Below are 26,416 nucleotides of genomic sequence, written 5' to 3'. Positions count from 1 at the left end.
AAAATACATAAATTAAAGAGAAAGACGTCTTCGCCTAAATTTTCAACGAGCTAAATATTCAATGAAATTAGCATTAAGCTTTTCGTGAAGCAGATTAACTTCATCCAAATTAACAGACAAAACATCATCTTTATAAGAATCTCCCGCAAAAACCGCATTTTCATTTTTAGAGTGTTTTTTAAGACGTTCCAGCATTAGATTTATTTCGTTTTTAGAAAAACTGACATCAATAAAAGATATAAATCGTTCTATGACATTTTTCATTCCATCATTATAATTGAGCATAATTACCTTATTGTCAATTTCATAAAAATCTAGAAAACCTTGAAAATACTTTTCTAAAACTAAAGCTTGATATTGCTGAAAACTCACCTCTTGAATTTTTTCAGGAATAATTCCAAAAACACTCAACGGAATTATATTTGGCACCATATGCATACCCGCCATTTTTTGGTGCGATCTTAAAACTTCTCCTGGATTTCGATACAATAAAGCAAAAGGAATTTCAGGAAAAACCGATCTTAAATAAGAAGCCTTAAAAATACTCCATGCATCTAGTTTTATAATCAGATTTTTTTGTTCAGAAAATCGTTTCTGCCCAAGCAATCTGATAACCGATTTAAGCAAAACCGATTTGGTATCTGCGTCAAAAGCATCGCTTCTTAAAATCTGATCAATAATAGGAGCTTCAGAGACCATAATATTTTCAGACGAAGTGGCCAAAGACTGACTCAGCATAGTAGAACCGCATCTTGATACATGAAAAACCAATCCTTTCAATTCTACATGATCGAGTTCTTTAGACCAATCAATCAGATTTTCTGCTGTACTTATTAATTTAAACGGTTTTGAATTATAGCTGTGACTTCTGCATTTTGCAATTGTTTCTTCAAAAAAAGGATCTGCAAAAGGAATATCTGATAAATAAAGCCACTCAAAATAAACTTTATTCTCTTTTTCAATCAATTTAATCGGAATCCAATTTGCAATACAATCTTTTACATTTTCCATTTTATAAATTCATTTGTGATTGAAGTTCGGCAATAATCTTAGCATTAGTTTCAGAAGGATTTTTAGAAAGTTCTGCAATAATCTGCTGTTTTACATCGTCTGAATATTGTTTCTTAGGCACGAAATTCACATCAAAACCCATTTTAGAAAACAATTCATCAGACCAAGCATTTCTCATGCAATCCAAAGTCAAATGAATTCTAGGCTCCGAACTTTTATTCTGAACACTGTGCGGCAATTGAAAATTGGCATACCAGCACTCTCCCATTTTCATTGGAACTAATTTTTCATCAACATAAAAATAAACTTCAGAATTGGTTATAATAGGAACGTGAATTCTAAAAAAACCATCTTCATACGACGTATCATTATCAACATGTTCTTTTATCTCGCTATTTGGGCCAAGCCTCAATAATCTCACCGCTTCTTTTTCGCATTCAAACCAGTCCATTATTTCTTTAAAATACGGGCAGCTATCCAACAAAGGCGTATTTTTATATTCTTTATCAGGAAAAGAAAGAATATCGTTTTCTAAACCCGATTGCGATCGTAAAGAAACGCTTGTCCATTTTCCCTCATAACGATAAGTATTAAAATGCGGTGTCCACAAATTAGTCTCACAAGTCAATAAATCGTTTTGAAGTTTTTCTATCGAAAAAGAAATGGGAAGCTGACAGGATGAAGGATTCATAAACCTTAAGAATTTAAATTGCTAATTATAAAATTGTATAGCTTATTGGCAGAAACCGAAACGGATTCTGAATCTGTTTTTAATACCAAATCTGCTTTTTCTGGAGTTTCAAAGACATCACTTATTCCTGTAAAACTTCTAATTTTATTTTGATCATGGTCTGGCAACAAAGCTCTTTTGTACAATCCTTTCGGGTCTCTTTCAATCAAATTGCTAATAGAACAATCTAGAAATACTGTTTTTACAAATTCAAAAGTTCTTAATTCACTTCTAACATTTTCATAGGGATTTATAACCGACATCAGAACAATTTTATTTTCTTCAATCATGCTTCGGCCAACATTAAAAAGTCGTCTTATATTTTCGCATCGGTCTTCTTTAGAAAATCCCAGATCTTTACAAATAGTCTGTCGGTAAACATCGCCATCTACTATTTCAGCTTCGTAATTGTTTTGAAGCAGCAGATGTCTGACATTTTCCGCCAAAGTCGTTTTTCCTGAACCAGAAAGCCCTGTAAATTGAATTAAAATCATCTTGAATTGCTTTTACCAAACTTGACATTAAAATTAAATAATTCAGAAAGAGAGACACAGCGTATAAACCCCCATTCTTTTATCTAAAAAAGTATAGCTACTCCTTATTATTTACTAAGCATTTAAATAAAGAAATCACTATTTTTATCTTTTAATAAAACTAAGAATGAAAAAGAAACTTGTTGTTTTAACAGGAGCAGGAATCAGTGCTGAAAGCGGTATAAAAACTTTTCGCGACAGTGATGGTTTATGGGAAGGACATGATGTGATGGAGGTTGCCACGCCAGAAGGCTGGCATAAAAATCAAGAGCTGGTTCTAGATTTCTACAATAAAAGACGCCAACAGTTAAAAGAAGTAAATCCGAATCTTGGACACACTATTTTGGCAGAATTAGAAAAAGATTTCGACGTGCAAATTATCACTCAAAATGTTGATGATCTTCATGAACGTGCGGGAAGCACAAACGTTTTGCATTTGCATGGCGAACTGCTAAAAGTGCGAAGCACTCAAAATAAAAACCTGATTTTAGATTGGACAGAAGATTTACTTACTGGAGATTTAGACTTGAACGGACATCAATTGCGCCCGCATATTGTTTGGTTTGGCGAAGAAGTTCCTGCACTCGAAGAAGCTATTGACATTACAGAAACTGCAGATTATTTTGCTGTTATTGGCACATCACTGCAAGTTTATCCCGCTGCCGGATTAATTGCTTACACACCAAGCACTACACCAGTTTTTTATATTGATCCAAAACCAATTTCGATCCCGAATCTTAGAAATAAAGTTGAAACCATTGCCAAATTTGCTTCTGAAGGAGTTGCCGATTTAAGAGAAAAATTACTGGATTTAGAAAAAACAACATGATTTTTGAAAGCTGGTTACAGCAACTAACTCAATTTAATCTATTCTGGCTCTTTGTTTTCTTTTTAATAGAAAACTCAGTGTTGGTCGGCTTATCTATTTTGATTGGAAAAATACTGGAAACTGAAAACACTTTTTTAAAGAATAAAGATCGAAAATGGATGCTTTCTACGCTGCTTTGCAACACATTCATCACTTTAATCGGTTTTGAATTGTATCGCTACGGAATCATGAAAATCGATTTTTCAGCATCTATTAAACTTATCATTTTTGATACGCTTCTGTTAATTCTTCTGATGGATCTTTTCATGTTCATTTTTCATTTCCTGGTTCATCATTTAAAATGGCTTTACCCAATTCATAAACTTCATCATACACATATCGAAACCAACGTTTACAGTTTATATGTTCTTCACCCAATAGAAACTTTAGGTTTTGGTTTTATATGGCTGTTTTTAATTACGATTTTGAAGTTTAATTATTTAAGTATCATTATTTATCTGGTTCTAAATCTTTCTTATGGAATATTTGGACATTTAAAAAAAGACATATTTCCATCTTTTTGGTACCGCAATTCCTTTACAAAATGGATTTCTACCACGAAATTTCATAATGATCATCATAAAAATGAATCTCACAATTACGGTTTTTACTTTACCATTTGGGATAAAATTTTCAAAACCATGATTTAAGCTCAAATATAGCTTTCAGAAGTTTTAACAATACCTTATATTTGCACCTTTCGAAAAAACAACATCACAATGACTACTCTAAACGAATTGAATGCTATATCGCCAATTGATGGAAGATATAGAAATAAAACTCAAAATTTAGCACCTTTCTTCTCTGAAGAAGCTTTAATAAAATACCGTGTTTTGGTTGAAGTGGAATACTTCATTGCTTTATGCCAAATTCCGTTGCCTCAGTTGCAAGGTATTGATTCTAGTTTATTTGAAAGCTTGAGAAACATTTACAAAAACTTCTCAACTGAAGATGCTCTTTGGATTAAAGAAACAGAAAAAGTAACCAACCACGACGTAAAAGCGGTTGAATATTTTATTAAAGATGCTTTTGAAAAATTAGGTTTATCTCAATACAAAGAGTTCATTCACTTCGGATTAACATCTCAAGACATTAATAATACTGCCATTCCGCTTTCTACAAAAGAAGCGTTTGAGCAAGTTTATATGCCAACTTTAATTGCCGTAATTGCAAAATTAAAAGAATTAAGCGTTGAGTGGAAAGACATTCCAATGCTGGCACGCACACACGGACAGCCTGCTTCTCCTACACGTTTAGGAAAAGAGATTTTGGTTTTCGTAGAGCGTTTAGAAGAGCAAATGCGTTTGTTATTCAACATTCCATTTGCAGCTAAATTTGGAGGAGCAACAGGAAACTTTAATGCACACCACGTAGCATACCCGCAAATTGACTGGAAACAATTCGGAAATAAATTTGTTGAAACTGATCTTGGTTTAAAACATTCTTTCCCAACTACTCAAATTGAGCACTACGATCATTTTGCTGCTTTCTTCGATGCTTTAAAAAGAATCAACACGATTATCATTGATTTAGATCGCGATATTTGGACGTACGTTTCAATGGATTATTTCAAGCAAAAAATCAAAGCTGGAGAAATTGGTTCTTCTGCAATGCCGCACAAAGTAAATCCAATTGATTTTGAAAACTCAGAAGGAAACTTAGGAATTGCAAATGCTATTTTTGAACACCTTTCTGCAAAATTACCAATCTCAAGATTACAGCGTGACCTAACTGACAGTACTGTTTTACGTAATGTTGGTGTTCCTTTTGGACATACAGTTATTGCTTTTGAAGCTACTTTGAAAGGATTAAATAAATTGCTTTTAAACGAAAGTAAATTTGCTGAAGATTTAGAGAAAAACTGGGCAGTAGTTGCTGAAGCTATTCAAACTATTTTACGTCGCGAAGCATATCCAAATCCTTACGAAGCTTTAAAAGGATTAACAAGAACTAATGAAGCGATTGACAAAAATGCGATTCATAACTTTATTGCGACTCTAGAAGTTTCAGATGCCGTTAGAGCAGAATTATTGGCTATAACGCCTAGTAATTACACAGGAATTTAAGAAAAATACCAAATATTTTACCAAAAAAAGCTATCTTTATCGAGATAGCTTTTTTTTATTAAATCCAGAGGCAAATCCAGGTTAGACTCCTTTTATTTTAATAGGAGCCAATGAATTTCATTTGAAATAAAAAGCTGGATCAGCCGCTAAAAAAATACCACGTTTTTATATGATTGCATTAAATGCCGCTGCGGAAACTTCACACCACTTACAACCTTTAATTAGTGATTTAGGATTAATCCTGATGACCGCCGGAATCGCCGTTCTATTATTTAGAAAAATGAAACAGCCTTTGGTTTTGGGCTACCTAATCGCAGGATTTTTGGCCGGAAACCATTTTGATTTTTTCCCATCTATAACCGACATGAAAAGTGTCGAAGTTTGGGCAGAAATTGGGGTTATATTTTTACTTTTTAGTTTAGGACTCGAATTCAGCTTTAAGAAACTAATGAAGGTTGGAGGGACTTCATCTGTCACCGCCATAACCCAGATTTTGTTTATGACCGTAATTGGTTATGCAGTCGGGCAATGGATGGGCTGGGGAAAAATGGACAGTATTTTCTTGGGAGCAACACTTTCTATTTCGTCTACAACCATTATCATCAGAGCTTTTGACGAATTGGGCGTAAAAGGAAAAAAGTTCGTTGGAATTGTTTTCGGGGCTTTAATTGTCGAAGATATTGTGGCCATTCTGATGCTGGTTTTGCTATCAACTATTGCTGTGAGCGATCAGGTTTCGGGAACAGCATTATTACAATCTGTTTTAAAACTTATTTTCTTTTTAATTATCTGGTTTTTAGGGGGAATCTTTATTATTCCAACTATTTTCAAAAAAGCTAAACATCTGATGACAGATGAAATGCTACTCATCATCTCATTAGCATTATGTCTAATGATGGTAATTTTTGCTTCAAATGTTGGTTTTTCTCCAGCTTTAGGTGCTTTTATCATGGGATCTATTATTGCTGAAACTACGATGGCAGAAAAAATTGAACATTTAATTCAGCCTGTAAAAGACTTTTTTGGCGCTGTTTTCTTTGTATCAGTCGGAATGTTAATTAATCCTGTAACATTGGTAAATTATGCACTTCCTGTTGCCATAATTACTTTATTGACCATATTTGGAAAAGCCTTTAGTTCTTCTATCGGAGCCTTGATTTCTGGTCAGCCCTTAAAACAATCGGTTCAAACGGGAATGAGTTTGGCACAAATTGGAGAGTTCTCGTTTATTATTGCTACTCTCGGAATGTCATTAAAAGTTACAAGCGATTTCTTATATCCAATTATTGTGGCTGTATCTGCCATTACCACATTTACAACTCCATTTTTAATTAAATATTCAGAAGGATTTGCTTTATTTTTAGAAGCAAAAATGCCTAAAAGATGGGTTAAAAACATTAACCGTTATAGTGTGAATGCGCAAGCCATTAAGTCTGTCAGTACTTGGCAGATTGTACTTCGCTCTTCGATTACGCAAATTATTCTTCATACTATTATTATTACGGCCATTATATTATTGTCATCAAAATTCGTAGCGCCATTGGTTGCCGACACAAGATTCGGAAATACTTTAGCAGCTTTACTGACTCTAGTTGTAATTGCACCATTTTTATGGGCACTTTCGCTTCGTCGCGTAAAAGTTGATGAAGTCGAAGCGCTATGGGAAGAACGCAAATACCGCGGTGCACTTTTAATGCTAATCCTGATAAGAATGAGTCTTGGTTTATTCTTTGTCGGATTCCTATTGAATATTTTCTTCTCTCCTTTAGTCGCTTTCGTTGCGCTGATTATTGCAATTGGAGCGTATCAAATTTTCCCTAAAAAACTAAATGAGCAATACCATAAAATTGAAAATCACTTTTTGAAAAACCTCAACGATCGCGAAAACAAAAAGATCGACAGAAGATATGCCAATTTAATGCCGTGGGACGGACACATGTCTTTCTTCGAAATTAAAAAAGAATCCAATTTAGTGGGGCAGACTTTACAGGAATTAAAGATCCGCGAGCAATTGGGAATTAATATTGCTTACATAAAACGAGGAGAAGTCACCATTCCGATTCCTACCAAAACCGAACGCTTGTTTCCAGGCGATGAAATTTGTGTAATCGGAACTGATGCACAAATCGCAGAATTCACAAAATTCTTAACTCAAAACGAAACAGAACCTCCTACAAAAGTAGAAGAAACCGATATTGTTTTGCGTCAGCTTGAAGTTTCTCAAGACGAATTCATTCAAAAAAGCATCGGGCAATTCAGAGCCAAAACAGACGGAATGGTCGTAGGAATTGAACGAAACGGAAACCGTATCCTAAATCCAGAATCTAGTTTGATCTTAGAGAAAAATGATATTCTTTGGGTTGTAGGAGACAAAAAAAGAATGAATGCTTTGTTGGCGGCCAAGTAAGTTTTTTAAAGATGCTAAGGTTCTAAGGCGCTAAGATTCTAAGTTTTCTATAAAAGCGTTGAAATTTTCATAAATTGAAAATCTCAACGCTTTTATATTTTCTTTGTTTTTCTTAAAAACAAAAAATGCTAAAATTCTAAAAAACTTAGAACCTTAGCATCTTAGTATCTCAGAACCTTAAAATTATTTATTTGGCTGCGGAGTCAACCTCAAATAAGGCTTTATTGGCGTGTGTCCTTTTGGGAATTTTGCAGGAATGTCGCTGTCTGGAATTGCAGGCGCGATTACCACATCTTCTCCATCTTTCCAGTTTGCTGGAGTTGCAACACTGTAATTTGCTGTCAATTGTAAACTGTCAATTACACGAAGTAATTCGTCAAAATTTCTTCCTGTTGAAGCTGGATAAGTCAGCGTTAATTTGATTTTTTTATCTGGTCCGATAACAAAAACAGAACGAACTGTAAATTTATCACTTGCATTTGGATGAAGCATATCATATAGATTTGCCACTTTTTTATCCTCATCTGCAATGATTGGGAAATTTACTTCTGTATTTTGAGTTTCGTTAATATCTTTAATCCACTCTTTGTGTGAGTCTAAACCGTCTACGCTTAAAGCAATAACTTTTGTATTTCTTTTGGCAAACTCAGGAACATAATTCGCCACAGTTCCCAATTCAGTTGTACAAACAGGAGTAAAATCTGCTGGATGCGAAAATAAAACACCCCAAGAATCTCCTAACCATTCATGAAAACTGATTGGTCCTTGCGTGGTTTCTGCTTGAAAATCTGGTGCTATATCGCCTAATCTTAATGTTGACATAATTTATCTTTTTTAGTTCCTCTAAAATTAACTAAAAAATACATTTAGAAAACATTCAAAAGGTAAAAAAAAGTTAAAATTCTACTTTATCTATCTAATTAATATTTTAATCTAAATAAAACCCAAAACAAGATACCAGAAAGCGAGCGTTATGAAAGAAATTGGAATTCCGAAACCAATCATCATACTGCTTAGTTTTGGCTTTAATCCGTATGTTGAAGCCAAAATTGCGCCCGTTATCATTGGTGCCATGGCGGTTTCCATTATCGTAATTTTTATAACTTCAGAATGCTGGTTAAAAATGAAAACATAGAGCACAAAAATTATAAAAGGTATCAAAAGCAGTTTAAAGAAAAGTCCTAGACGTAAAAATTTCCAATGCTGGCTTTTTCGATCAAAAGTCAATTGCAAACCAACAGAAAGCAAAGCTAAAGGTGTTACCAAACTTCCGATTTTCAATAATACAGATTGAAAGTTTTCATTTAAACTATAATCAAAAATATTCATCAGGCACGCCAAAACAAACATCAGAAATGGTGGAAACGTAATAATCTTTTTGAAAATCCCTAATGCGTTCGGACTGCCTTTAGAATAGAAAGCAGCAGTAAAGACTCCAAGTGTAGAAACCACTACAAAAGTTCCTGGCTGATCTACCAAAACAGCCGTTTCTAAACCTTTTTTTCCAAATAAAGCTTCAATAATTGGATATCCAAGAAAAGAACTGTTGCTTAATCCTGCAGTTAAAATCAGACATCCAATCAATTTATTAGACCAGCCATTTCTTCTTCCTAAAAAATGAAAAAATATAAAGGCCAAAATATAAGTAATCCACCCCGCTCCTATCGGAAATAGCAATTCGCTGCTCCATTTTATTTTAGGAATATGATATAAGGTAATCGCAGGAAGACAGAAATAAATAACAATTTTATTGAGCGTCTTATAAATATGAGTGGGAAATTGTTTTACATGCTGTAAAACTAAACCCAGCGAAAGAAAGAGAAATATTAGTATAAAGTTGTTCATATAGCAAGATCATCGCAAAAATAAGTATTTAAAATTTGAGGTAAAGAATTAATTTTTAGTTAAATTAGTATTTTGTGTTACAAAAAGATGTAAATTTGTAACATATTTTATTACAGTATGATTTCAGGTAAATTTGCCATAACGATTCACATTCTTACTTTGTTGCATAAATTCCCAAATGATTATTTATCATCGGAATATATTGCGGGAAGTATTAATCTAAATCCTGTTTTGGTTCGAAAAGAAATTGCCAATTTAAAAGCCCATCATATTGTAGAAAGTAAAGAAGGAAAAAATGGCGGTACAAAATTGGCAGTTAACGCTGCTGATCTGACTTTAAAACAGATATTCGAAATGACCTTTGAAACTATTGGTTTAGGTTTTGCAAAAAATCAGCCGAATCCTGATTGTCCTGTTGGAAAAAACATCAATCAGCATTTGGAAATGTTGTATAGCGAAATGAATCAAAACGTCAGCAAACAGCTGGAAGGAATTTCATTGGAAGATTTTTCGAATCAATTTTAAAAGCTATTTTTTTATCCAAAACTGTAACATTTTTTATTACTAAATAAATTTATATATTATGAAAATCGCACTTATTGGAGCTACAGGATTTGTTGGCTCAGCAATTTTAAACGAATTAGCAGACAGAAAACATGAAATTACTGCTATTGCAAGAACCCCAAAAGATACAGCAAATGCTACTTGGGTTGCTGCAGATATTTTTAATGTTGATGCTTTGGCAGAAATCTTAAAAGGTCACGATGCTGTTGTCAATGCTTATAATCCAGGTTGGACAAACCCAAATATTTATGATGACTTTTTAGCGGGTTCAAAAGCGATTCAAGAAGCAGTTAAAAAATCAGGCGTTAAACGTTTTATTACGATTGGTGGAGCTGGAAGTTTATATGTTGCTCCAGACTTGCAAGCAGTTGACACTCCAGATTTTCCAAAAGAAATCTTCCCTGGGGCTAATGCTGCAAGACATTACTTAAATATTATTAAAGAAGAAAAAGATTTAGACTGGGCTTTCTTTAGTCCTGCTTTCGAAATGCACGCTGGAACCAAAACAGGAAGAACAGGAAAATACCGTTTAGGTTTAGAAAATCCTGTTTTCAATGACGAACAAAGAAGCATTTTATCTGTAGAAGATTTGGCTGTTGTTATTGCTGATGAAGTAGAAACTCCAAAACATCATCAAGTACGCTTTACAGCTGGATATTAATTTTTAAAGATGCTAAGTTGCTAAGGCACTAAGATTCTAAGTTTTTTTTCAGAACTTTTCGCAAATGCGATGTCTTCCTGAGCGAAGTCGAAGGACACACAAAGTAATTCCGCAATACCATTTAGACCCGACAGGTTTTAAAACCTGTCGGGTCTCTTTGCATGTAACCAATCTTTATCGAGCTACTTGCGTGTCCTTCGACTTCGCTCAGGAAGACAAAAAAGCTAGAACAAATTCGTGCTAATTAGTGTACTTCGTGGCAAACTAACTTTTTGAAACTGTTTTTGTTTTCTGTACTTTTACATTTCTAAAAAGTGCGTTTTGTCAAATTCTAATAAACAAACTGGCAGCATATCTGAAAAAGCTGGAATTTCACCTCCTGAAATCACCAATATTTCGGCTATCAATCAAATTAAAAGCAAACGCAGGCAACAACCCACTTCTCAAGAATTAATTGATGGTATATTAGAAGGAAACCGAACTTCTCTCAGTCGCGCGATTACTTTAATTGAAAGCACCAATCCGGACCATTTTGATAAAGCTGGCCAAGTTATTCAAGGCTGTTTATCTCATGCCAATAAATCAATTCGCATTGGAATTACAGGCGTTCCAGGTGTTGGGAAAAGCACTTTTATCGAGGCTTTTGGAAAACACTTGACAGAATTAGGAAAAAAAGTCGCCGTTTTAGCGGTTGATCCTAGCAGTTCGCTTTCGCACGGAAGTATTCTCGGCGACAAAACCCGAATGGAAGAATTGGTGAAAGATGAAAATGCTTTTATTCGTCCAAGTGCTTCTGGAGAAACTTTAGGCGGTGTAGCTCGCAAAACCCGAGAAACTATCATTCTTTGTGAAGCCGCAGGTTTTGACACTATTATTATTGAAACCGTTGGTGTAGGCCAAAGTGAAACTGCCGTTCATAGCATGGTCGATTTCTTTTTACTTTTAAAGATTTCTGGTGCTGGCGACGAACTTCAAGGCATTAAACGCGGCATTATGGAAATGGCAGATGCCATTGTCATTAACAAAGCTGACGGCGATAATGTAAAAAAAGCAAATCAGGCGAAAGTAGAATTTAATCGCGCTTTGCATTTATTTCCTTCAAAAAAATCAAATTGGCAACCGAAAGTAACTACTTGCAGTTCGTTGACAAAAGATGGAATTCCTGAAGTTTGGAACACTATTTCTGATTATTTTGAAATGACGAAAGAAACTGGGTTTTTCCAAGAAAAAAGAAATGAGCAAAATCACTTCTGGATGATGGAAACCATCAACGAACAACTGAAACAGAATTTCTATAATCAGCCTGAAATAATTTCGCTTTTAGAAAAAAACAAAAAAGCAGTGCAAAACAATGAAATTTCATCGTTTGCAGCTGCTGCTGAGTTATTAAAATTGTATTTTGAAAAAAGCTTCTAAGATGCTAAGATTCTAAGTTGCTAAGTTTTTAGTGCATTACTTAACCACAATCTTGTCTTTTCGACTTCACTCCATGTGACAAAACTTAGAAACTTAGTCCCTTAGCATCTTTATTTCTTAGGTCTAAGCTTATACTTACTTTCTTTATACAAATTTCCTGCTGTAATAACGTGCGCTAAAGCATCTTTTGCTAAATCTTCGTTTAGTTTTACAGGAATTAAAGTGGTATCGTTTTTAATTTCAAATTGAAGTGGTTTCAAATTTGGCTGCATGATCACCACTTGGCTTTCTACTCTAAATGCATTGATATCATTAAACTGCATAATTGATCTTCCTTGTACTTTCGGATCTAGTTTAGTTAGATTTCGTCCTACCATTGGTGTTTCAAACGGCATACCCAAATATCCTAATAATGTCGGCGGAATATCAATCTGACTTGCCAGTCTGTCATAAACTGCTCCTTTTGGAACTCCTGGTCCCATGATAAATGCTGGAATATGGAATTTATTAATTGGCACTAAATTTTTACCATATGTTCTAGTATTGTGATCAGCAATTACAATGAAAATCGTGTTTTTAAAGTAATCTTCTTTTTTAGCCAATTCAAAGAATTTCCCTATAGAGAAATCCGCATATTTCATGGCGTTATTTACCGTTGCAGGTTTTTTATCGTATGGCTTAATTCTTCCTGCAGGATATTCGAAAGGCTCATGATTAGAAGTTGAGAACATCAAAGAGAAAAACGGTTTGTTTCCTTTTGACTTAAAATATTGATTGGCTTTAGTTACCAAATCTTCATCAGAATAGCCCCAAGTTCCTTTGAAAGCATACTTATTTCCATCAGAATCAAAATCGGTTTGGTCTACGATGTCTGTAAAACCATTTCCGTTAAAAAATGAAGCCATGTTATCAAAATTGGCCATTCCTCCATAAATGAAACTCGTGTCATAACCTTTTTGTTTTAACGCATCTGCCAATGTAAAAAATCCTTGTTGTGAGTTTCCAAGCTTTACAACACTTTCTGATGGCGAAGGCAAAAATCCAGTTACAACCGCTTCAATTCCGCGAACGCTTCTGGTTCCTGTGCAATATAAATTGGTGAATAATGTTCCTTCTTTCGATAATTTATCAAATTCTGGAGTTAATGGTTTTCCTCCTAAAATCCCAACATATTCTGCACCTAAACTTTCTTGTAAAAAGATAACTAGATTGTATGGCTTTTGCACAACAGAATCTGGCTGCTGTACGTGTAAAAACGGAATATCTTTATCGGTAAAATCATTTGGCCCAGCGATCATATATTTTTTCACACGAGCAATCGCTTCGGCTTCGTCCATTTTACCATACATTTTGGTATTTCCTTCATTTTTGATTGAATACGCCGCAAATGCAACCGTATAAAATGAATTTAACCCAAGAGTATTTGTAAGCTGATCTGTCGAGAAAACAGCATTACTCGCATTAATAGGACGTTTTGAAGTCAGACTCGAACGCGCTCCAAAAAACAATAAAAAAGCCACTAATGGAAATACCATTAATTTGAATTTGTAATCTGCGCTGGTTGTATGAAAATATTTTTTCCCCTTTTTGAAAGCAAAATACATCACAACTCCCAAAATTAGGAATGTCACGACGATAGAAGTCAGATAGCTTTTTAAAAGCATTCCAACCACTTCTTTCGGATAAATAAGATAATCTAAGAAAATCTTATTTGGACGCGTGTCATATTGTTTTACAAAATCTGGCGAAGCTAATTCCACAAAAAGAATTAAAAACAGAAATAGAAAACTATAAATTACCAGAAATTTGTTGGTGAATTTTATGCATTTATTCGGCAGAAAAGTAATTAGCAATGCGGGTAGAAACGACAAATAGCAAAGCAATATCAAATCCATTCGAAGACCGATTGGAAAAATATACCAGAAATCTGGTGTCTGCTCTACTCTTTCTTTAAAAAGAAAAAACAAAAAGATTCGGCTTAGAGTGGTTATCAATAATCCGATTGCTATAAAATTTAATATAGGCCTTAAAAAAGATAATTTCTTCATCAATAAAAAATATTAAGAACGTAAAAGTGATTTTCAAAAAACACGATTACTCTTCGTAACGGTTTATTTCTCTATCATAAAACTCATTTGCCTTTTCAATTAAACTTTCCATTTCGGCGTTTAATTCTGCTTCATCCAAATCTTCAGGTTCTTCTAAAAATTCAACCTCATCATCTTTCAAATTGATAATAAATCTTGGATAATCTAGGTGGATGATAAAAATATCATCTGGGAAATCAGTGTTGTCTCCAAGTAAAAATTTAGGTAATTCCATATATTTATTTTTTAGTAATTGATTATTTATTGTTTTGCTAAAATCAGCCTTTTATTTTTTCAAATTTAATTATTCTGCATCTGAATTCTTAACCAATCTTTTTGTTAAGTAATGAAAACGAGCATACAAACAAATTGCAGCCGCAGTTAATCCAGCCAAAAGTCCGACCCAAACACCTTGAGCTTTCAATTCTGTGTGTTCTCCTAAATAATACGAAATAGGAAAACCAATAACCCAATAGGCTACAAAGGTAATGTACATAGGCACTTTTACATCTTGTAATCCGCGTAAAGCACCTAAAACCACAACTTGAATTCCGTCAGAAATCTGGAAAATCGCAGCTATTAAAAGCAGTTTTGATGCAATGGCAATTACTTCTTCATTATCCAAAATTTGTCCTGTATTTTCCATATTCAAGAAAATATAAGGCAGATAATCGTGGAAAACGATAAAGAAAATGGCAAAAACCGTTTCTAAGATTATAGCAAGAAGGAAAATAGAACGCGCTACAACAATCAGTTTTTTATAATCCATCAATCCTCTTTGATTACTTACACGAACCATAGAAGTTACGCTCAATCCCATTGCAAACATAAAAGTCATCGACGCCAAACTTAAAGCAATCTGATTTGCTGCCTGACTTGTTTTCCCGATATTTCCACAAAGCCAGATTGAAGCCGTAAATAAAACTACTTCAAAAAGCATCTGCATTGCAGAAGGAAATCCGATACTGATGATCTTTTTTATGGTTGTTTTTTTTATTTCATTAAAACTAAAACCTTTAAAAAAGCGTTTTAAATCGTCTCTTCGCGAAAGCATGATATGCATAAACATTACTAAAAAGATCCTAGAAATTACCGTTCCTAAAGCGGCACCGATAATTCCCATTTTTGGAAAAATCCAAATCCCATAAATTAAAACATAGTTTATACCAACGTGAAGAACGTTTGCCATTACCATGGCATACATAGAATATTTGGTTAACGACATTCCGTCTGCAAACTGCTTATATCCTTGGTACATTACCAACGGAATTAGAGAAAAAGCCACCCATCCTAAATAGGGTTTTGCCAACACAATTACATCTGCAGGTTGTTTCAGCAATTCCATAATGGGTTTTGCAAACATAATTACGGTAAAAAGCACCAATCCTAGAATTGTACAAAGAAATAATCCATGATGAAAAGCAGATCGAATTTTAGTATCATTTTTCTCTGCATCACCTTCGGCAACAATTGGCGTAATGGCTGTAGAAAAACCAATTCCTAAAGACATGGCGATAAAAATCATACTATTTCCAAGCGAAACTGCCGCCAATTCTGTACTTCCTATTTTACCAACCATTATATTATCGACAATACCAATTAAGGTATGTCCGACCATTCCTAAAATAACAGGATATGCCAGCCTTAAATTATACGAAAACTCTTTGGTGTACTGCTTTAAATTCACTTGTATTCTATTTTGTGCGCAAAGATAGTCAGAAGCTTCGAATTCTATCCTATCAATAAAAATATATCCCAATTTTAAGACAAAAATAAGACGAACTCAATATTATGTAACGATTTTTAAAAATTGTATAACAATCTCCAAACGCCTTGCGTATAATTTTACATCATAGAAATTTCAAAAATATAAGCCATGAAAAAATTACAGATGTTATGCCTAGCTGCTTTCACATTTTTATTTGCCAACACCACATTTGCTCAAGAAACAGAAGCAACAAATTACGATCAAGGTTTTAGATTAGGTTTTGGCTTAAATGGGGGATTGCCAACCGACAATGATTACGACTGGTCTCTTGGGGGAGACGTTCGTTTACAGTATGATCTTTCCAAAAAAACATCTTTGACCTTAACAACGGGATTTACAAATTTATTTATGGGAAAAGACGATCTTGGAAATGATATAAAAGATCTTGGATTCATTCCAGCAAAAGCAGGTTTTAAAGCTTTTGTCTTAAAAGATCAATTTTATGTTTTAGGAGAGCTGGGTGCAGGTTTTGCTGTAACAAACGGTTACGATAAAACTACCTTTTTATGGGCTCCAGGAATTGGTTATGCCAACAAGTACATCGATTTAAGTGTTCGTTACGAAGATTATCATGACTTTAGAACCAATCAAGTAGCATTGCGTGTTGCTTATGGTTTTAAACTATAAAAAATAGGTTTAATTTATTATTTTGTTTTTGGTAAAAATCCGACAGCTTATATAGTTGTCGGATTTTTTATTTTATGCCATTGGTCAAAAGAAAAGTGCTAGTAGTCAAATGATTTTTTAGGATTGATTTAGAAGGTGGTAATTCGCAGAAAAATTAATCAAATCATGAACAAAACAATCTTTTATCTATCGCAGCTTTTTCTTTTTTTATTGGCTACCCTAGCTGCACGTTCACAATCAGGAATTTCAGGTGAATTTAAACTCGATTATGTCCCATTTTCTAAATATGTACGGCCAATGGACAGCACAAAAACAAATGCAGAAAGTAATTTTAAAAGAGCACAGCTGGCTTTTGAAGTGCCATTGTCTTTAAAAATGGACAAATACGATCATCCAAAACTTTGGTCAGTATTTTTTAATGGAAGTTATGCCAAAATGGAAAACAGGAATTACAATATTCAAGATCTTCCAGTAGCATTTCAAGGCGGATTTCCGAATGAATTGCTCAATACGCAAGTTGGAGTCAAACATTTGCGTTCTATTTCTTCTTCTTGGTCTTTATTAATAATGGCTTCTGTAGGTGTTTATACAGATATGGTCGAAATTAATAAAGATGATGTCTTGCTTCAAGGCGGAATTCTTTTTATCAAACAATTTAATCCTAAACTGGCTTTGGGGGCAGGTCCGGTCTTGACTAATAGTTTTGGTGTGCCGATGGTTCTTCCTGGAATTTATTTTAATTGGGAAACTACAGGAGCATTACATTTTAAAATTACTTTTCCAGAAGGCGCAGAAGTTGGCTATCGAATGTCTGATACGTTTGACTTAAAAGCAGTAGTAGAATTAAGCGGAATGACTGCCGAAACCAAAATTGGAAATAAATCTACCTTACTGGGATATCAGCAAATAATTGCAGGTTTAAGACCTCAGATAAAATTTGGAGAACATTGGACTTTAGAACCAACGGGAGGAACTACTCTTGTTCGAAGTTTTTCAACAACTAACCGAAAAATTAAAGAAATCTTTAAAGAAAAAGATATTGCAGATCCAAGATTCACGACTACTTTTTATGGAGCAATAGCTCTAAAATGGAAATTCTAGAGCTATCTGCTCAGTAAGTTTTTATAGACTACCTCTTTCAATAATTCCTCACGGCGTGTTCTTGAAATAGGTAGCTCTTGTCCTTTTATAAATAAGCGTCCGCCAGAAATAGAATCTATATGCGTAACATTTACGAGAAATGATTTATGGATTCGAAAGAAAATTTCTTTTGGAAGTGTTTCTTCTAATGAAATCATCGTCTGATGAATAATCAGCACTTTATCTTTAAAATGAAGTTTAGCATAATTTTGCATTCCTTCGATATATAAAATATCGATCCAAGAAATTTTCTGAAATCCTTCTTCCTGACGCACATATAAAAAAGGATCCAATTGATTTTGTTTTGGAAAATTCAGCATTTGATGCCATTGCTTTGCTTTTAACGAAGCCTGATAAAAACGCTGAAAAGTAATGGGCTTTAATAAATAATCCACAACCTGAAGTCGATATCCGTCTAAAGCATGTTCTGAATAAGCGGTTGTAAAAATCACCAATGGCGGATTTTCTAAAGATTCTAAAAACTCCAATCCAGACAAATACGGCATATTTATATCCAGAAATAATAAATCTATCTGTTTTTCTTGAAGATATGAAGTGGCTTCTAGAGCCGAAGCACAAGTGCCAACAGTTTCGAGAAAATCAATTTTAGAAACAAAATCTGCTATTCCGTTTCTTGCTATAGGTTCATCGTCGATAATAAGACATTTCATTTTCATAGTTTTTTTGTTGCTGGTTTGTTTTTTGTTTCCCGCAGATTTAGCAGATTTTTTTGTTTAACCGCAAAGAACGCAAAGGTTTTACGCAAAGTTCGCAAAGGTTCAGTTTTTAAAAAGAATGCTAAGATCGCTAAGCTGTAAATTAAAATTTGTGCTAATTTGTGTAATTTGTGGCTAAAATAAAATCATTTTTAATCCTTTTAATCTGTGGCTAAAAATTTTAACCGCAAAGTTCACAAAGGTTTTACGCAAAGTTTTAATTTTTGTAAAGAATGCTTAGAACACAAAGCATTGCAGATTTAAAATTCGTGCTAATTCGTGCAATTTGTGGCTAAAAAATTATTTCAAATCTAAAGTCACTGTAACTGTAAAATCAGAATCAGTTTTATGGATATCTAATTTGTGTTTTTCTGGATATTGTATTTCCAGTCTTTTCTTTACATTCTCTAAACCTAATCCTTGATTTTTTGAAGGTATTTTGTATTGCTCGGTATAAGAGTTTTCAATTTTAAAATTCAATTGTTTATTAATCTGTTCACAAGACAAATGCACAAATCCTTTTTGATTTGGAAGCCGGGAAACATGTTTGAAAGCATTTTCGATTAACGGAACCAAAAGCAAAGGCACAATCTGAAGCTGTCCATTTTCAATGTTCCATTTGCTTTTCACTTCCAATTCATTTCCCCAACGAGTTTCTTCAACAGCAATTAAATCTTTTAAATATTTGATTTCAAGATGCAAAGACACATATTCCTTATTGCATTCGTACAATTGATACCTCAAAATATCCGAAAACTGAACCAATAAATCTGAAGCTAATTTTACATCGCTTTGCATTAGAATATGGATATGATTTAACACATTAAACATCAAATGCGGATTGATCTGATCTTGCAAAATCTTGATTTGCGCTTCTAAATGCACTTGTTTCAATTCTGCATGACTTCTTTCGATAACATTATGTTCCTGATAAAATCGAAGTCCACAGGCTGTGCTACTTATTAAAATTGCCGCTGGAATGCTGCCATAAAATTGTGTCCACAAAAACTGAAGTGTACTCAAATCAGCTTGATCGGGATATAACCTGCTTCTTGATTCTCGATTTGAAAAAACGGCATATATGGTTGCGAGGCAAAATGACAGAATAAGAACCACCACAATACCTTGCAGGGCAAACAAAGCCATTTTATTTTTTCGCAAAGCGCGAGGCAATAATATATCACTTAAAAAATGCGCTAAAGCGGTTGAACAAAATAAAATTAAAACGGACTGGGAAAAAGCAGACCAAAAACTGTAATCTTCTATTAACTGCCCCCAAATTGTAAAACCTAACAGACACCAGAAAAAGACTAAAAACATCCTGTGCCTATTTTTATTGATTGCAATCATTTATAAATAATTTATTGAGAAAATTTAACTTCAAAAGTAGTTCTATATTTTTTAAACAAACAGCAAAGTAGCATAAACCACAAGCGTTATTCAAATTAGTTTGACGAACTGCGTTTTTATTTTGACAAATGGAATTTAAAAGCAATATAAAATAACCCCGACAGTTTAAAAAAACTTATCGGGTTCAAAAAATTATCTAATTGACTAATTATCTCAATTACGCAATTACTTCTCTCCTAATTCTTTTTTATATAATTCTATATTTATAGCCGTTTTCTCGTCCAATTCAGGTTCTTTAATATCGGTGTGTTTTTTCATTTCTTCCCAGATAATTTTCGCTACAATATATCGTGACATTTCTTTATCATCAGCAGGAACAATATACCATGGAGCATGCGGTGTCGATGTTTTATTGATCGCTTCTTCGTAATACTTCATGTATTCATCCCAATAACCGCGTTCTTTCAAATCTCCTGGCGAAAACTTCCAATTGTGTTTTTCCTCTTCCAAACGGCGCAACAAACGCTGGCGCTGTTCTTCTTTGCTCAAGTGCAGATAGAATTTCATTACGATTGTTCCGTTTTGGCAAATATGTTTTTCAAAATTATTGATCTGTTCAATTCTATTTTTCCAAAAATCTGGTGTTATATCATCTACAGAATTAATACCCGGAAGATTTTCAGAAAGCACATATTCTGGATGTACGCGTGTTACGAGAACATTTTCATAATGTGTTCTATTAAATATGGCAAACTTCCCTTTTTCTGGAAGTGCAATATAATGGCGCCATAAATAGTCATGCTCCAGTTCTGTAGACGTTGGCGTTTTAAAACTATGCACTACTACTCCACGCGGATTAAACTCCTTAAAAACTTCTCGAATCAAACTATCTTTTCCCGAAGTATCCATTCCTTGAAGACAAATCAAAACGCTGTATTTATTGTGCGCATACATTACGTCTTGCAAATCGCTCAATTTGGCTTGAACCTTATCTAATTTTTCTTCTTTTTCGTCATCGTCAGCTTTTACATCTAATAAAGTTGGAATTTCTTTGAGCTTTATTTTATCTACAACTTTAAAATCTTTCGGGTCTATTGATTTCATATCTTTTTCATTTTTTGTCTTATAAATATAGTAATTTTACGAATTCCGATAGCTATCGGAACTGCTATTCATTGCAATAAAAAACAACATTTCATGGAAAAATTCACATTAGAAATATTATTTCAAATTATCGGAATCGGCTCGGCATCGGGATTATTTTACAATAACGATGCGATTTATGTAATTGGTGACAACAGCGGATTTCTTTACGAATACAATATGCAAAATCAGCAATTGAATCAGCATGCTTTGATTGACAATCCAACGCAGAATATTCCGAAAAACTTAAAACCCGATTTTGAGTCACTTACACATCATAATGATACGCTTTATGTTTTTGGTTCTGGTTCAACCGAAAACCGAAACAAAATGATTGAATTTGATTTGAAATCGAAAACCGTTTTACAAAAAAACAATTTAGTCGATCTATATGCCGTAATGCAGAATTTCGGAGAAATTAAACCAGAAGATTTTAATCTAGAAGGCGCTATTTTTGATGGCGAAAACTGGTATTTATTCAATCGCGGAAATGGCGTTTCAAACAAAAACACCATTTTTACCATTCATGCGAAAAATCTGGGAGAAGAATTTGCTCTGATTTCGGTGAATTACAAACTGCCAAAAATAAAAGGCGTTCGTTCCAGTTTTACAGATGCTGTTTTGGTCGACGATAAAATCTATTTCCTCTCAACTGCCGAAGACACTAAATCGACTTATGATGACGGAGAAATTCTAGGAAGTTTCATCGGAAGAATTGATGTAAAAACCATGAAAATCGATTTTACTCAAAAAATTACGGCAGCCAATAAATTTGAAGGTCTGACTTTCTATAAAAAAGAAAATAATAAAATCGAATTTTTGCTTTGCGAAGATAATGATACAGAAGTTTTAGAAACGAAGATTTATAAATTGACTTTGCCGATTAAATAAAACTTAGCGAATCTCTCTGTCGCTTTGTGAATCTTTGCGAAAGAGCTATTAAACAAAGATTCACAAAGGTATTCGCAGAGAAACACAAAGGTTAAAAATACTCCCTTAAATGAAACAACTCTACAGAATTATATTCATCCTATTTTTTATCAGCCTTAAAATTTATTCTCAAACAGAAGAAGCAATAATTTACTTCAAAGATGGAGATTCTATTGAAGGATTTGCTTCTTTAAATTTCAACAAAATAAAATTTAAGGTTGCGCCCGAAGACAAGCCTGATACTTGGAATGAAGAGTTTGTTAAAAAAATCACGTTTCTTAATTTTAATGCTAGACGGACTTTTGAATATGTGAAATTAAATTCATTAGACAAGCCAAAACTGGTCGAGATCATTATTAAAGGAGAAGCTACCTTATATAAAAAATTTGGTTCAGATTTTAGTCTTCTCGATCAAATTTATAATCCTCATGATGAACGACCGGCAACTTACAATCCTCAAACCAATTCTTTTTCCCAACCAACTGAATCTTCTGAATTTTATTATGTCAAAAAACAAAAAGACAAATATCCAACATGTTTAAACTGCGGGATTGTAAACTCATGGCGAAAAAACACTTCGAAAGTTTTTGCTGACTGCGATTTTATCGTAAAAAAACTAAAAAGCGACAAATGGATTTTCGAAGACATTAAAGAAATTGTAGAATTTTATAATGATGTTTGCTTAGGAGAATAATTACGATAAGAAGCAAAGCAGTGCGTCTCTACGATAAAACCTTTGTAACTTTGAATCTTTGCAACTCTGAACCTAAAAAAAATATTTTAATATTTTTTTCACCCCCGTCCCAACCTTTTTATCTTTTTTACTCTCTATACAAGAAAGACAACAATTGTGATAAACGAGACTCAAATAGCAAACTGTAAAAAAATGCATCGCGATGCCCAGCGTCAGGTGTACGAATACATGGCGCCAAAGTTGTACCGCCTTTGCAAAAGATACTTAAAAAAGGAAGAGGAAATCGAAGAAGCTTTGGCCGATTCTTTCTTTACTATTTTCACCAAACTAGAACAGTTAAAAGAAGCTTATGCTTTTGAAGCTTGGGCAAGACGCATAACTGTAAATCATTGTTTGGCGACAATTCGTAAAGAAACCAACTTTAATATGTATTTAGACGATGTGAAACTGCTTTCGCAACCTTCTGTAGACGAACTAAATACACTGGAAGAAGAAGATTTACTTAATTTATTAAACCATATTCCTGATGGCTGTAAAACTGTATTTAACCTTTTTGTCATTGAAGGTTACGGACATAAAGAAATAGCCGAAATGCTGAAGATTTCTGAAGGCACCTCAAAATCACAATTGAATGCCGCTAAGACCAAACTGAAAGAACTGGTTAACAAACTGTATTATCAAAAAGCAAAATAGTCATGGACAATCAAGATAAATTATTCGATAAAATAAAAGAAGCTTCGCAAAAAGCCGAGTTTCAAGATTTCCCGGGAATGGAAAAAGTCTGGGCGCGCGTAGAAGAAAAACTGGACAAAAAAGAAGACAAAAAAACAATAGCATTATGGAAAAAAATCGCAGTTGCGGCTTCTCTTCTATTATTGCTTTCTTTAGGCTTTCAGTTTTTGCATTCTAATAAAGAAAACATAACAGAAACTCCAAAAGTAGTTTTGGAAGAAAAAAAATTAGAACAGCCTCAAACCGAAGAGCCTGTTTTAATTCAAAAAGATGCAACTCCATCTTCAGATTCTGGGATAGTTTCAAACGAAGAAGCGGTTAAAATTTTGGAGAATCAAACTAAAAACAAACAACGAGTTGCTGTTCAAGAAATAGCAGTTCCACAGGCAGAAGCTTTTCAGTCTGCTCCGACACCAAAAATTACGGCAGAAACGACAATGCCAGCTCAAACATTATTACATGAAACTTTTGAAGAAGAAGATAATGTTTCTTCAAAAAAAGAAGTGACTTCAGATATCGGCTATTCAGGTTATTCTCAAAGAGAATCTGCAAAAGTTGCCTATTCGGCCGCTCCAACGCAAAAAGCAAAAAAGAGTGCACCTTTAGTAATTCTTAACGGAAATGCAATGGCTCACAGCGACGATGCAAAAAAAGACAAAATGATGCGAGATGAGCTTCCAAATCTAAATCCAGAAAATGTAGATTCTCTTGTTGTCCTTGATGAACCTTTGTACATTATTGATGGAATTTACTATTCAGAAAATGACTTATTTGGCAAAAATCCAACAAGCCCATATGCGCCTTTAGACAAACAAGACATTAAAACCATAACCATTTTGCAAGACCTTGAAGCGACCGAAAAATATGGCGAAAGAGGCAAAAAAGGAGTTGTTATAATTACTACAAAAAACGGAAAACCAGCTCCGAAAAAATAATCTTATGCTTTGTCAAAGTCTGCAGCTTTGACAAAGCAAAACCCAAACATTAATTCTAAAACTTATTATCATGAAAAGTCTAAAACTTATTTCATCAGCCATTGCTATGCTTATATGTTTCGTAACCATAGCACAAGAAAGAACCATTTCTGGAATCGTTTCAGATGAAACAAAACAGCCACTTCCAGGTGTAACCGTTTTAAATCAGAACACAAAAACCACTGTTTATACAAATTTTGATGGCCAATACAGTATTCAAGCAAAAACAGGTGACATGTTGGTTATCAGCTTCATTGGATATAAAAGCCAAAGTCAAAAGGTTCAAAATTCAAATACAATTAATATCAAACTTCTTCCAGATAATCAGACATTAAACGAAGTTGTAGTGGTTGGTTATGGTGTCCAAAAAAAATCAATGCTAACCGGTTCTGTCTCGGAACGCAAAGGAAAAAGAGCAAAAGTTCAAGCTGAAAGTAATTCCCTTTACGCTCCAAGTCCAACTGTTTCTATTCGAGCAAATGAATCAGTTTCTCCAAAAAGTGAACCGATGTATATTATTGACGGAGTTCCAGCAAAAGCCAATCAAATGGCAAAAATTAATCCGAATGATATCGATAATGTTTCGGTTTTAAAAGACCAAGCTGCGACTTCAATTTATGGCAGTAAAGCTTCGAATGGCGTTGTGGTTATTTCAACTAAAAATGAAATCTATAAAAATCTTTCTGAAAAAGAATTGGATAAAAAATTAAATATTATGCCAATTCCAACAGAACCAACTCAGGAAGATTATGATGCTTTTGTTGAAAATGCTTTCGAAAGTCCAAAAACAGCTCCGCTATCCACTTTTTCTATAGATGTTGATAATGCTTCTTATACCAATATCAGACGCTTTTTAAACAACGGACAACAAGTACCGAAAGATGCAGTGCGTGTAGAAGAAATGGTAAATTTCTTTAAATATACTTATCCGCAGCCAAAGAATGAGCATCCGTTTTCTATCAATACAGAAGTGAGCGACTCGCCTTGGAATAAAAACAACAAAATCTTAAAGATTGGTTTGCAAGGAAAAAACATTCCAACTAATGATTTACCTGCTTCAAATCTTGTTTTCCTAATTGATGTTTCGGGTTCAATGAGCGACATGAATAAATTGCCTTTATTGAAACAATCTTTAAAAATATTGGTAAATGAATTACGCGCAAAAGATAAAGTTGCCATTGTAGTGTACGCGGGTGCGGCAGGAATGGTTTTACCTCCAACTTCTGGAGATGAGAAAAAAACAATTATTGATGCTTTGGATAAATTACAATCTGGAGGAAGTACAGCTGGAGGAGCAGGAATTGAACTGGCTTATAAAACGGCAACTGAAAATTTTATTAAAGGCGGAAACAATCGTGTAATTCTAGCAACGGACGGAGATTTCAATGTCGGAAGTTCTTCTAATTCAGATATGGAAAAACTCATTGAAGAAAAAAGAAAAACAGGCGTTTTCTTGACTTGTCTAGGTTACGGAATGGGGAATTACAAAGACAGCAAAATGGAAATCTTGGCCGATAAAGGAAACGGAAACTACGCTTATATCGATAACATTCAGGAAGCCAATCGCTTTTTAGGAAAAGAATTCAAAGGTTCGATGTTTGCTATCGCGAAAGATGTAAAAATTCAGATCGAATTTAATCCGAAACAAGTTCAAGCGTATCGTTTGATTGGTTATGAAAACAGAAAATTACGTCCAGAAGATTTTAAAAATGATGCGATTGATGCGGGTGAATTGGGAAGCAATCATACGGTAACGGCTTTGTATGAAATTATTCCTGCTGGTGTAAAAAGTGATTATTTAGCTGAACAGCCAGATCCTTTAAAATACACTAAAACTGAAACCAGTTCAAACAATTACAGCAACGAATTGGCAACTATAAAATTCCGTTACAAAAAACCTGATGGCGATAAAAGTATTGAAATGGTTCAGGTAATCGAGAACAAATCGGTTGCTTTGGATAAAGCGAGCGATGATATGAAATTTAGTTCTGCCGTAGCTTGGTTTGGTTTGAAATTAAGAGATTCAAAATTAATTGCAGACAAGTCTTCTGAAGAAATTGTAAAATTGGCGAAGCAAGGAAATTCAAATGATGGCGAAGGTTACAAAGCTGAGTTTATTCGTTTGGTTGAAACTTCTAAACAGTATAATTAATA

The 26,416-nt window shown here is 33.9% G+C and carries 25 protein-coding genes; 14 read left to right on the top strand and 11 right to left on the bottom strand.

What is annotated here, in order from left to right; all coding sequences use genetic code 11:
• Positions 1-42 precede the first annotated feature (42 nt).
• From NU08_RS00345 to cysC, 3 genes are read right to left on the bottom strand one after another with little or no spacing between them, the layout of a single operon-like run.
• Complete coding sequence (locus tag NU08_RS00345) at positions 43-1,011, bottom strand: sulfotransferase family protein (protein WP_129745066.1); 969 nt, start codon at positions 1,009-1,011, stop codon at positions 43-45.
• Position 1,012: 1 nt separating this feature from the next.
• Positions 1,013-1,702: an aspartyl/asparaginyl beta-hydroxylase domain-containing protein gene (locus tag NU08_RS00340; RefSeq protein ID WP_129745064.1), complete on the bottom strand. Its 690-nt coding sequence runs from the start codon at positions 1,700-1,702 to the stop codon at positions 1,013-1,015.
• A 5-nt stretch (positions 1,703-1,707) separates the two neighbouring features.
• Positions 1,708-2,235 (bottom strand): adenylyl-sulfate kinase, encoded by a 528-nt coding sequence (cysC, locus tag NU08_RS00335; RefSeq protein ID WP_129745062.1) that lies wholly within the window; start codon positions 2,233-2,235, stop codon positions 1,708-1,710.
• A gap of 166 nt (positions 2,236-2,401) precedes the next feature.
• On the opposite strand from cysC, the gene NU08_RS00330 reads away from it, so the two are divergent.
• The 4 genes from NU08_RS00330 to NU08_RS00315 all read left to right on the top strand — a co-directional run bounded on the left by NU08_RS00330 (position 2,402) and on the right by NU08_RS00315 (position 7,615).
• Complete coding sequence (locus tag NU08_RS00330; protein ID WP_129745060.1) at positions 2,402-3,103, top strand: SIR2 family NAD-dependent protein deacylase; 702 nt, start codon at positions 2,402-2,404, stop codon at positions 3,101-3,103.
• A complete protein-coding gene (locus NU08_RS00325) occupies positions 3,100-3,792 on the top strand; it encodes a sterol desaturase family protein (RefSeq protein ID WP_129745058.1) in 693 nt (230 codons plus the stop codon). Before NU08_RS00330 ends, NU08_RS00325 begins: the two co-directional genes overlap by 4 nt.
• A gap of 69 nt (positions 3,793-3,861) precedes the next feature.
• Positions 3,862-5,208, top strand: coding sequence for an adenylosuccinate lyase (purB, locus tag NU08_RS00320; RefSeq protein ID WP_066033777.1), 1,347 nt, complete (start codon positions 3,862-3,864; stop codon positions 5,206-5,208).
• Positions 5,209-5,377: 169 nt separating this feature from the next.
• Positions 5,378-7,615 (top strand): cation:proton antiporter, encoded by a 2,238-nt coding sequence (locus NU08_RS00315; protein ID WP_129745056.1) that lies wholly within the window; start codon positions 5,378-5,380, stop codon positions 7,613-7,615.
• Between the two features lie 183 nt (positions 7,616-7,798).
• Here NU08_RS00315 and NU08_RS00310 read toward each other — a convergent pair whose 3' ends face one another.
• Both NU08_RS00310 and NU08_RS00305 read right to left on the bottom strand, forming a co-directional pair.
• A complete protein-coding gene (locus NU08_RS00310; protein WP_129745054.1) occupies positions 7,799-8,437 on the bottom strand; it encodes a peroxiredoxin in 639 nt (212 codons plus the stop codon).
• A 111-nt stretch (positions 8,438-8,548) separates the two neighbouring features.
• A complete protein-coding gene (locus tag NU08_RS00305; RefSeq protein ID WP_129745052.1) occupies positions 8,549-9,460 on the bottom strand; it encodes an AEC family transporter in 912 nt (303 codons plus the stop codon).
• A 117-nt stretch (positions 9,461-9,577) separates the two neighbouring features.
• Here NU08_RS00305 and NU08_RS00300 point away from each other — a divergent pair, with 117 nt between their 5' ends.
• The 3 genes from NU08_RS00300 to meaB all read left to right on the top strand — a co-directional run bounded on the left by NU08_RS00300 (position 9,578) and on the right by meaB (position 12,101).
• Positions 9,578-9,985 carry an RrF2 family transcriptional regulator gene (locus NU08_RS00300; protein ID WP_129745050.1) on the top strand — a complete coding sequence of 136 codons (408 nt, stop codon included), beginning with the start codon at positions 9,578-9,580 and terminating at the stop codon, positions 9,983-9,985.
• 58 nt (positions 9,986-10,043) lie between these two features.
• Positions 10,044-10,685: an NAD(P)-dependent oxidoreductase gene (locus tag NU08_RS00295; RefSeq protein WP_111378401.1), complete on the top strand. Its 642-nt coding sequence runs from the start codon at positions 10,044-10,046 to the stop codon at positions 10,683-10,685.
• A gap of 321 nt (positions 10,686-11,006) precedes the next feature.
• Positions 11,007-12,101 carry a methylmalonyl Co-A mutase-associated GTPase MeaB gene (gene meaB / locus NU08_RS00290; protein WP_129745048.1) on the top strand — a complete coding sequence of 365 codons (1,095 nt, stop codon included), beginning with the start codon at positions 11,007-11,009 and terminating at the stop codon, positions 12,099-12,101.
• A gap of 110 nt (positions 12,102-12,211) precedes the next feature.
• On the opposite strand, the gene NU08_RS00285 is transcribed toward meaB, so the two are convergent.
• The 3 genes from NU08_RS00285 to NU08_RS00275 all read right to left on the bottom strand — a co-directional run bounded on the left by NU08_RS00285 (position 12,212) and on the right by NU08_RS00275 (position 15,875).
• The gene (locus NU08_RS00285) at positions 12,212-14,149 is read right to left on the bottom strand and encodes an LTA synthase family protein (protein ID WP_129745046.1); all 1,938 of its coding nucleotides are present in this window, start codon (positions 14,147-14,149) and stop codon (positions 12,212-12,214) included.
• Positions 14,150-14,195: 46 nt separating this feature from the next.
• Positions 14,196-14,423 (bottom strand): hypothetical protein, encoded by a 228-nt coding sequence (locus tag NU08_RS00280; protein ID WP_008468034.1) that lies wholly within the window; start codon positions 14,421-14,423, stop codon positions 14,196-14,198.
• Positions 14,424-14,492: 69 nt separating this feature from the next.
• Positions 14,493-15,875: an MATE family efflux transporter gene (locus tag NU08_RS00275; RefSeq protein ID WP_129745044.1), complete on the bottom strand. Its 1,383-nt coding sequence runs from the start codon at positions 15,873-15,875 to the stop codon at positions 14,493-14,495.
• Positions 15,876-16,064: 189 nt separating this feature from the next.
• Here NU08_RS00275 and NU08_RS00270 point away from each other — a divergent pair, with 189 nt between their 5' ends.
• A complete protein-coding gene (locus tag NU08_RS00270) occupies positions 16,065-16,583 on the top strand; it encodes a hypothetical protein (protein ID WP_111289173.1) in 519 nt (172 codons plus the stop codon).
• A 165-nt stretch (positions 16,584-16,748) separates the two neighbouring features.
• Positions 16,749-17,684 carry a DUF6268 family outer membrane beta-barrel protein gene (locus NU08_RS00265; protein ID WP_129745042.1) on the top strand — a complete coding sequence of 312 codons (936 nt, stop codon included), beginning with the start codon at positions 16,749-16,751 and terminating at the stop codon, positions 17,682-17,684.
• A gap of 2 nt (positions 17,685-17,686) precedes the next feature.
• Here NU08_RS00265 and NU08_RS00260 read toward each other — a convergent pair whose 3' ends face one another.
• From NU08_RS00260 to NU08_RS00250, 3 genes are all read right to left on the bottom strand, one after another.
• Entirely contained in the window at positions 17,687-18,400 is a 714-nt protein-coding gene (locus tag NU08_RS00260) for a LytR/AlgR family response regulator transcription factor (RefSeq protein WP_129745040.1), read from the bottom strand.
• A 339-nt stretch (positions 18,401-18,739) separates the two neighbouring features.
• Positions 18,740-19,759: a sensor histidine kinase gene (locus tag NU08_RS00255; protein ID WP_242502464.1), complete on the bottom strand. Its 1,020-nt coding sequence runs from the start codon at positions 19,757-19,759 to the stop codon at positions 18,740-18,742.
• A 255-nt stretch (positions 19,760-20,014) separates the two neighbouring features.
• Positions 20,015-20,893 (bottom strand): PPK2 family polyphosphate kinase, encoded by an 879-nt coding sequence (locus NU08_RS00250; protein ID WP_129745036.1) that lies wholly within the window; start codon positions 20,891-20,893, stop codon positions 20,015-20,017.
• A gap of 93 nt (positions 20,894-20,986) precedes the next feature.
• Between NU08_RS00250 and NU08_RS00245 the strand changes: the two genes are divergently transcribed.
• The 5 genes from NU08_RS00245 (at position 20,987) to NU08_RS00225 (ending at position 26,414) form a co-directional block, all read left to right on the top strand.
• Positions 20,987-21,823 carry a DUF6929 family protein gene (locus tag NU08_RS00245; protein ID WP_129745034.1) on the top strand — a complete coding sequence of 279 codons (837 nt, stop codon included), beginning with the start codon at positions 20,987-20,989 and terminating at the stop codon, positions 21,821-21,823.
• A 109-nt stretch (positions 21,824-21,932) separates the two neighbouring features.
• Positions 21,933-22,556, top strand: a complete 624-nt coding sequence (locus tag NU08_RS00240) for a hypothetical protein (protein ID WP_129745032.1) — start codon at positions 21,933-21,935, stop codon at positions 22,554-22,556.
• A 192-nt stretch (positions 22,557-22,748) separates the two neighbouring features.
• Positions 22,749-23,249 carry an RNA polymerase sigma factor gene (locus tag NU08_RS00235; protein ID WP_129745030.1) on the top strand — a complete coding sequence of 167 codons (501 nt, stop codon included), beginning with the start codon at positions 22,749-22,751 and terminating at the stop codon, positions 23,247-23,249.
• Positions 23,250-23,251: 2 nt separating this feature from the next.
• Entirely contained in the window at positions 23,252-24,223 is a 972-nt protein-coding gene (locus tag NU08_RS00230; RefSeq protein ID WP_129745028.1) for a hypothetical protein, read from the top strand.
• A 70-nt stretch (positions 24,224-24,293) separates the two neighbouring features.
• Entirely contained in the window at positions 24,294-26,414 is a 2,121-nt protein-coding gene (locus tag NU08_RS00225) for a vWA domain-containing protein (RefSeq protein WP_129745026.1), read from the top strand.
• Positions 26,415-26,416: the final 2 nt, after the last annotated feature.

Origin of the sequence: Flavobacterium anhuiense, assembly GCF_004151235.1 — a bacterium.
GTDB classification, from domain to species: domain Bacteria; phylum Bacteroidota; class Bacteroidia; order Flavobacteriales; family Flavobacteriaceae; genus Flavobacterium; species Flavobacterium anhuiense_A.
The sequence above is the reverse complement of the archived record's forward strand: the minus strand, read 5'-3'. Positions and strand labels throughout refer to the sequence as shown.

Bases quoted from the DNA above. Each gene is read 5' to 3' on its own strand.
- purB (WP_066033777.1), top strand. From the start codon at position 3,862: ATGACTACTCTAAACGAATTGAATGCTATATCGCCAATTGATGGAAGA.
- cysC (WP_129745062.1), bottom strand. From the start codon at position 2,235: ATGATTTTAATTCAATTTACAGGGCTTTCTGGTTCAGGAAAAACGACT.
- NU08_RS00250 (WP_129745036.1), bottom strand. From the start codon at position 20,893: ATGAAATCAATAGACCCGAAAGATTTTAAAGTTGTAGATAAAATAAAG.
- NU08_RS00240 (WP_129745032.1), top strand. From the start codon at position 21,933: ATGAAACAACTCTACAGAATTATATTCATCCTATTTTTTATCAGCCTT.
- NU08_RS00270 (WP_111289173.1), top strand. From the start codon at position 16,065: ATGAAAAAATTACAGATGTTATGCCTAGCTGCTTTCACATTTTTATTT.
- NU08_RS00265 (WP_129745042.1), top strand. From the start codon at position 16,749: ATGAACAAAACAATCTTTTATCTATCGCAGCTTTTTCTTTTTTTATTG.
- NU08_RS00325 (WP_129745058.1), top strand. From the start codon at position 3,100: ATGATTTTTGAAAGCTGGTTACAGCAACTAACTCAATTTAATCTATTC.
- NU08_RS00295 (WP_111378401.1), top strand. From the start codon at position 10,044: ATGAAAATCGCACTTATTGGAGCTACAGGATTTGTTGGCTCAGCAATT.
- NU08_RS00300 (WP_129745050.1), top strand. From the start codon at position 9,578: ATGATTTCAGGTAAATTTGCCATAACGATTCACATTCTTACTTTGTTG.
- NU08_RS00225 (WP_129745026.1), top strand. From the start codon at position 24,294: ATGAAAAGTCTAAAACTTATTTCATCAGCCATTGCTATGCTTATATGT.
- NU08_RS00230 (WP_129745028.1), top strand. From the start codon at position 23,252: ATGGACAATCAAGATAAATTATTCGATAAAATAAAAGAAGCTTCGCAA.
- NU08_RS00235 (WP_129745030.1), top strand. From the start codon at position 22,749: ATGCATCGCGATGCCCAGCGTCAGGTGTACGAATACATGGCGCCAAAG.
- NU08_RS00330 (WP_129745060.1), top strand. From the start codon at position 2,402: ATGAAAAAGAAACTTGTTGTTTTAACAGGAGCAGGAATCAGTGCTGAA.
- NU08_RS00285 (WP_129745046.1), bottom strand. From the start codon at position 14,149: ATGAAGAAATTATCTTTTTTAAGGCCTATATTAAATTTTATAGCAATC.
- NU08_RS00340 (WP_129745064.1), bottom strand. From the start codon at position 1,702: ATGAATCCTTCATCCTGTCAGCTTCCCATTTCTTTTTCGATAGAAAAA.
- NU08_RS00260 (WP_129745040.1), bottom strand. From the start codon at position 18,400: ATGAAAATGAAATGTCTTATTATCGACGATGAACCTATAGCAAGAAAC.
- NU08_RS00245 (WP_129745034.1), top strand. From the start codon at position 20,987: ATGGAAAAATTCACATTAGAAATATTATTTCAAATTATCGGAATCGGC.
- NU08_RS00255 (WP_242502464.1), bottom strand. From the start codon at position 19,759: ATGTTTTTAGTCTTTTTCTGGTGTCTGTTAGGTTTTACAATTTGGGGG.
- NU08_RS00345 (WP_129745066.1), bottom strand. From the start codon at position 1,011: ATGGAAAATGTAAAAGATTGTATTGCAAATTGGATTCCGATTAAATTG.
- NU08_RS00310 (WP_129745054.1), bottom strand. From the start codon at position 8,437: ATGTCAACATTAAGATTAGGCGATATAGCACCAGATTTTCAAGCAGAA.
- NU08_RS00305 (WP_129745052.1), bottom strand. From the start codon at position 9,460: ATGAACAACTTTATACTAATATTTCTCTTTCTTTCGCTGGGTTTAGTT.
- NU08_RS00280 (WP_008468034.1), bottom strand. From the start codon at position 14,423: ATGGAATTACCTAAATTTTTACTTGGAGACAACACTGATTTCCCAGAT.
- NU08_RS00315 (WP_129745056.1), top strand. From the start codon at position 5,378: ATGATTGCATTAAATGCCGCTGCGGAAACTTCACACCACTTACAACCT.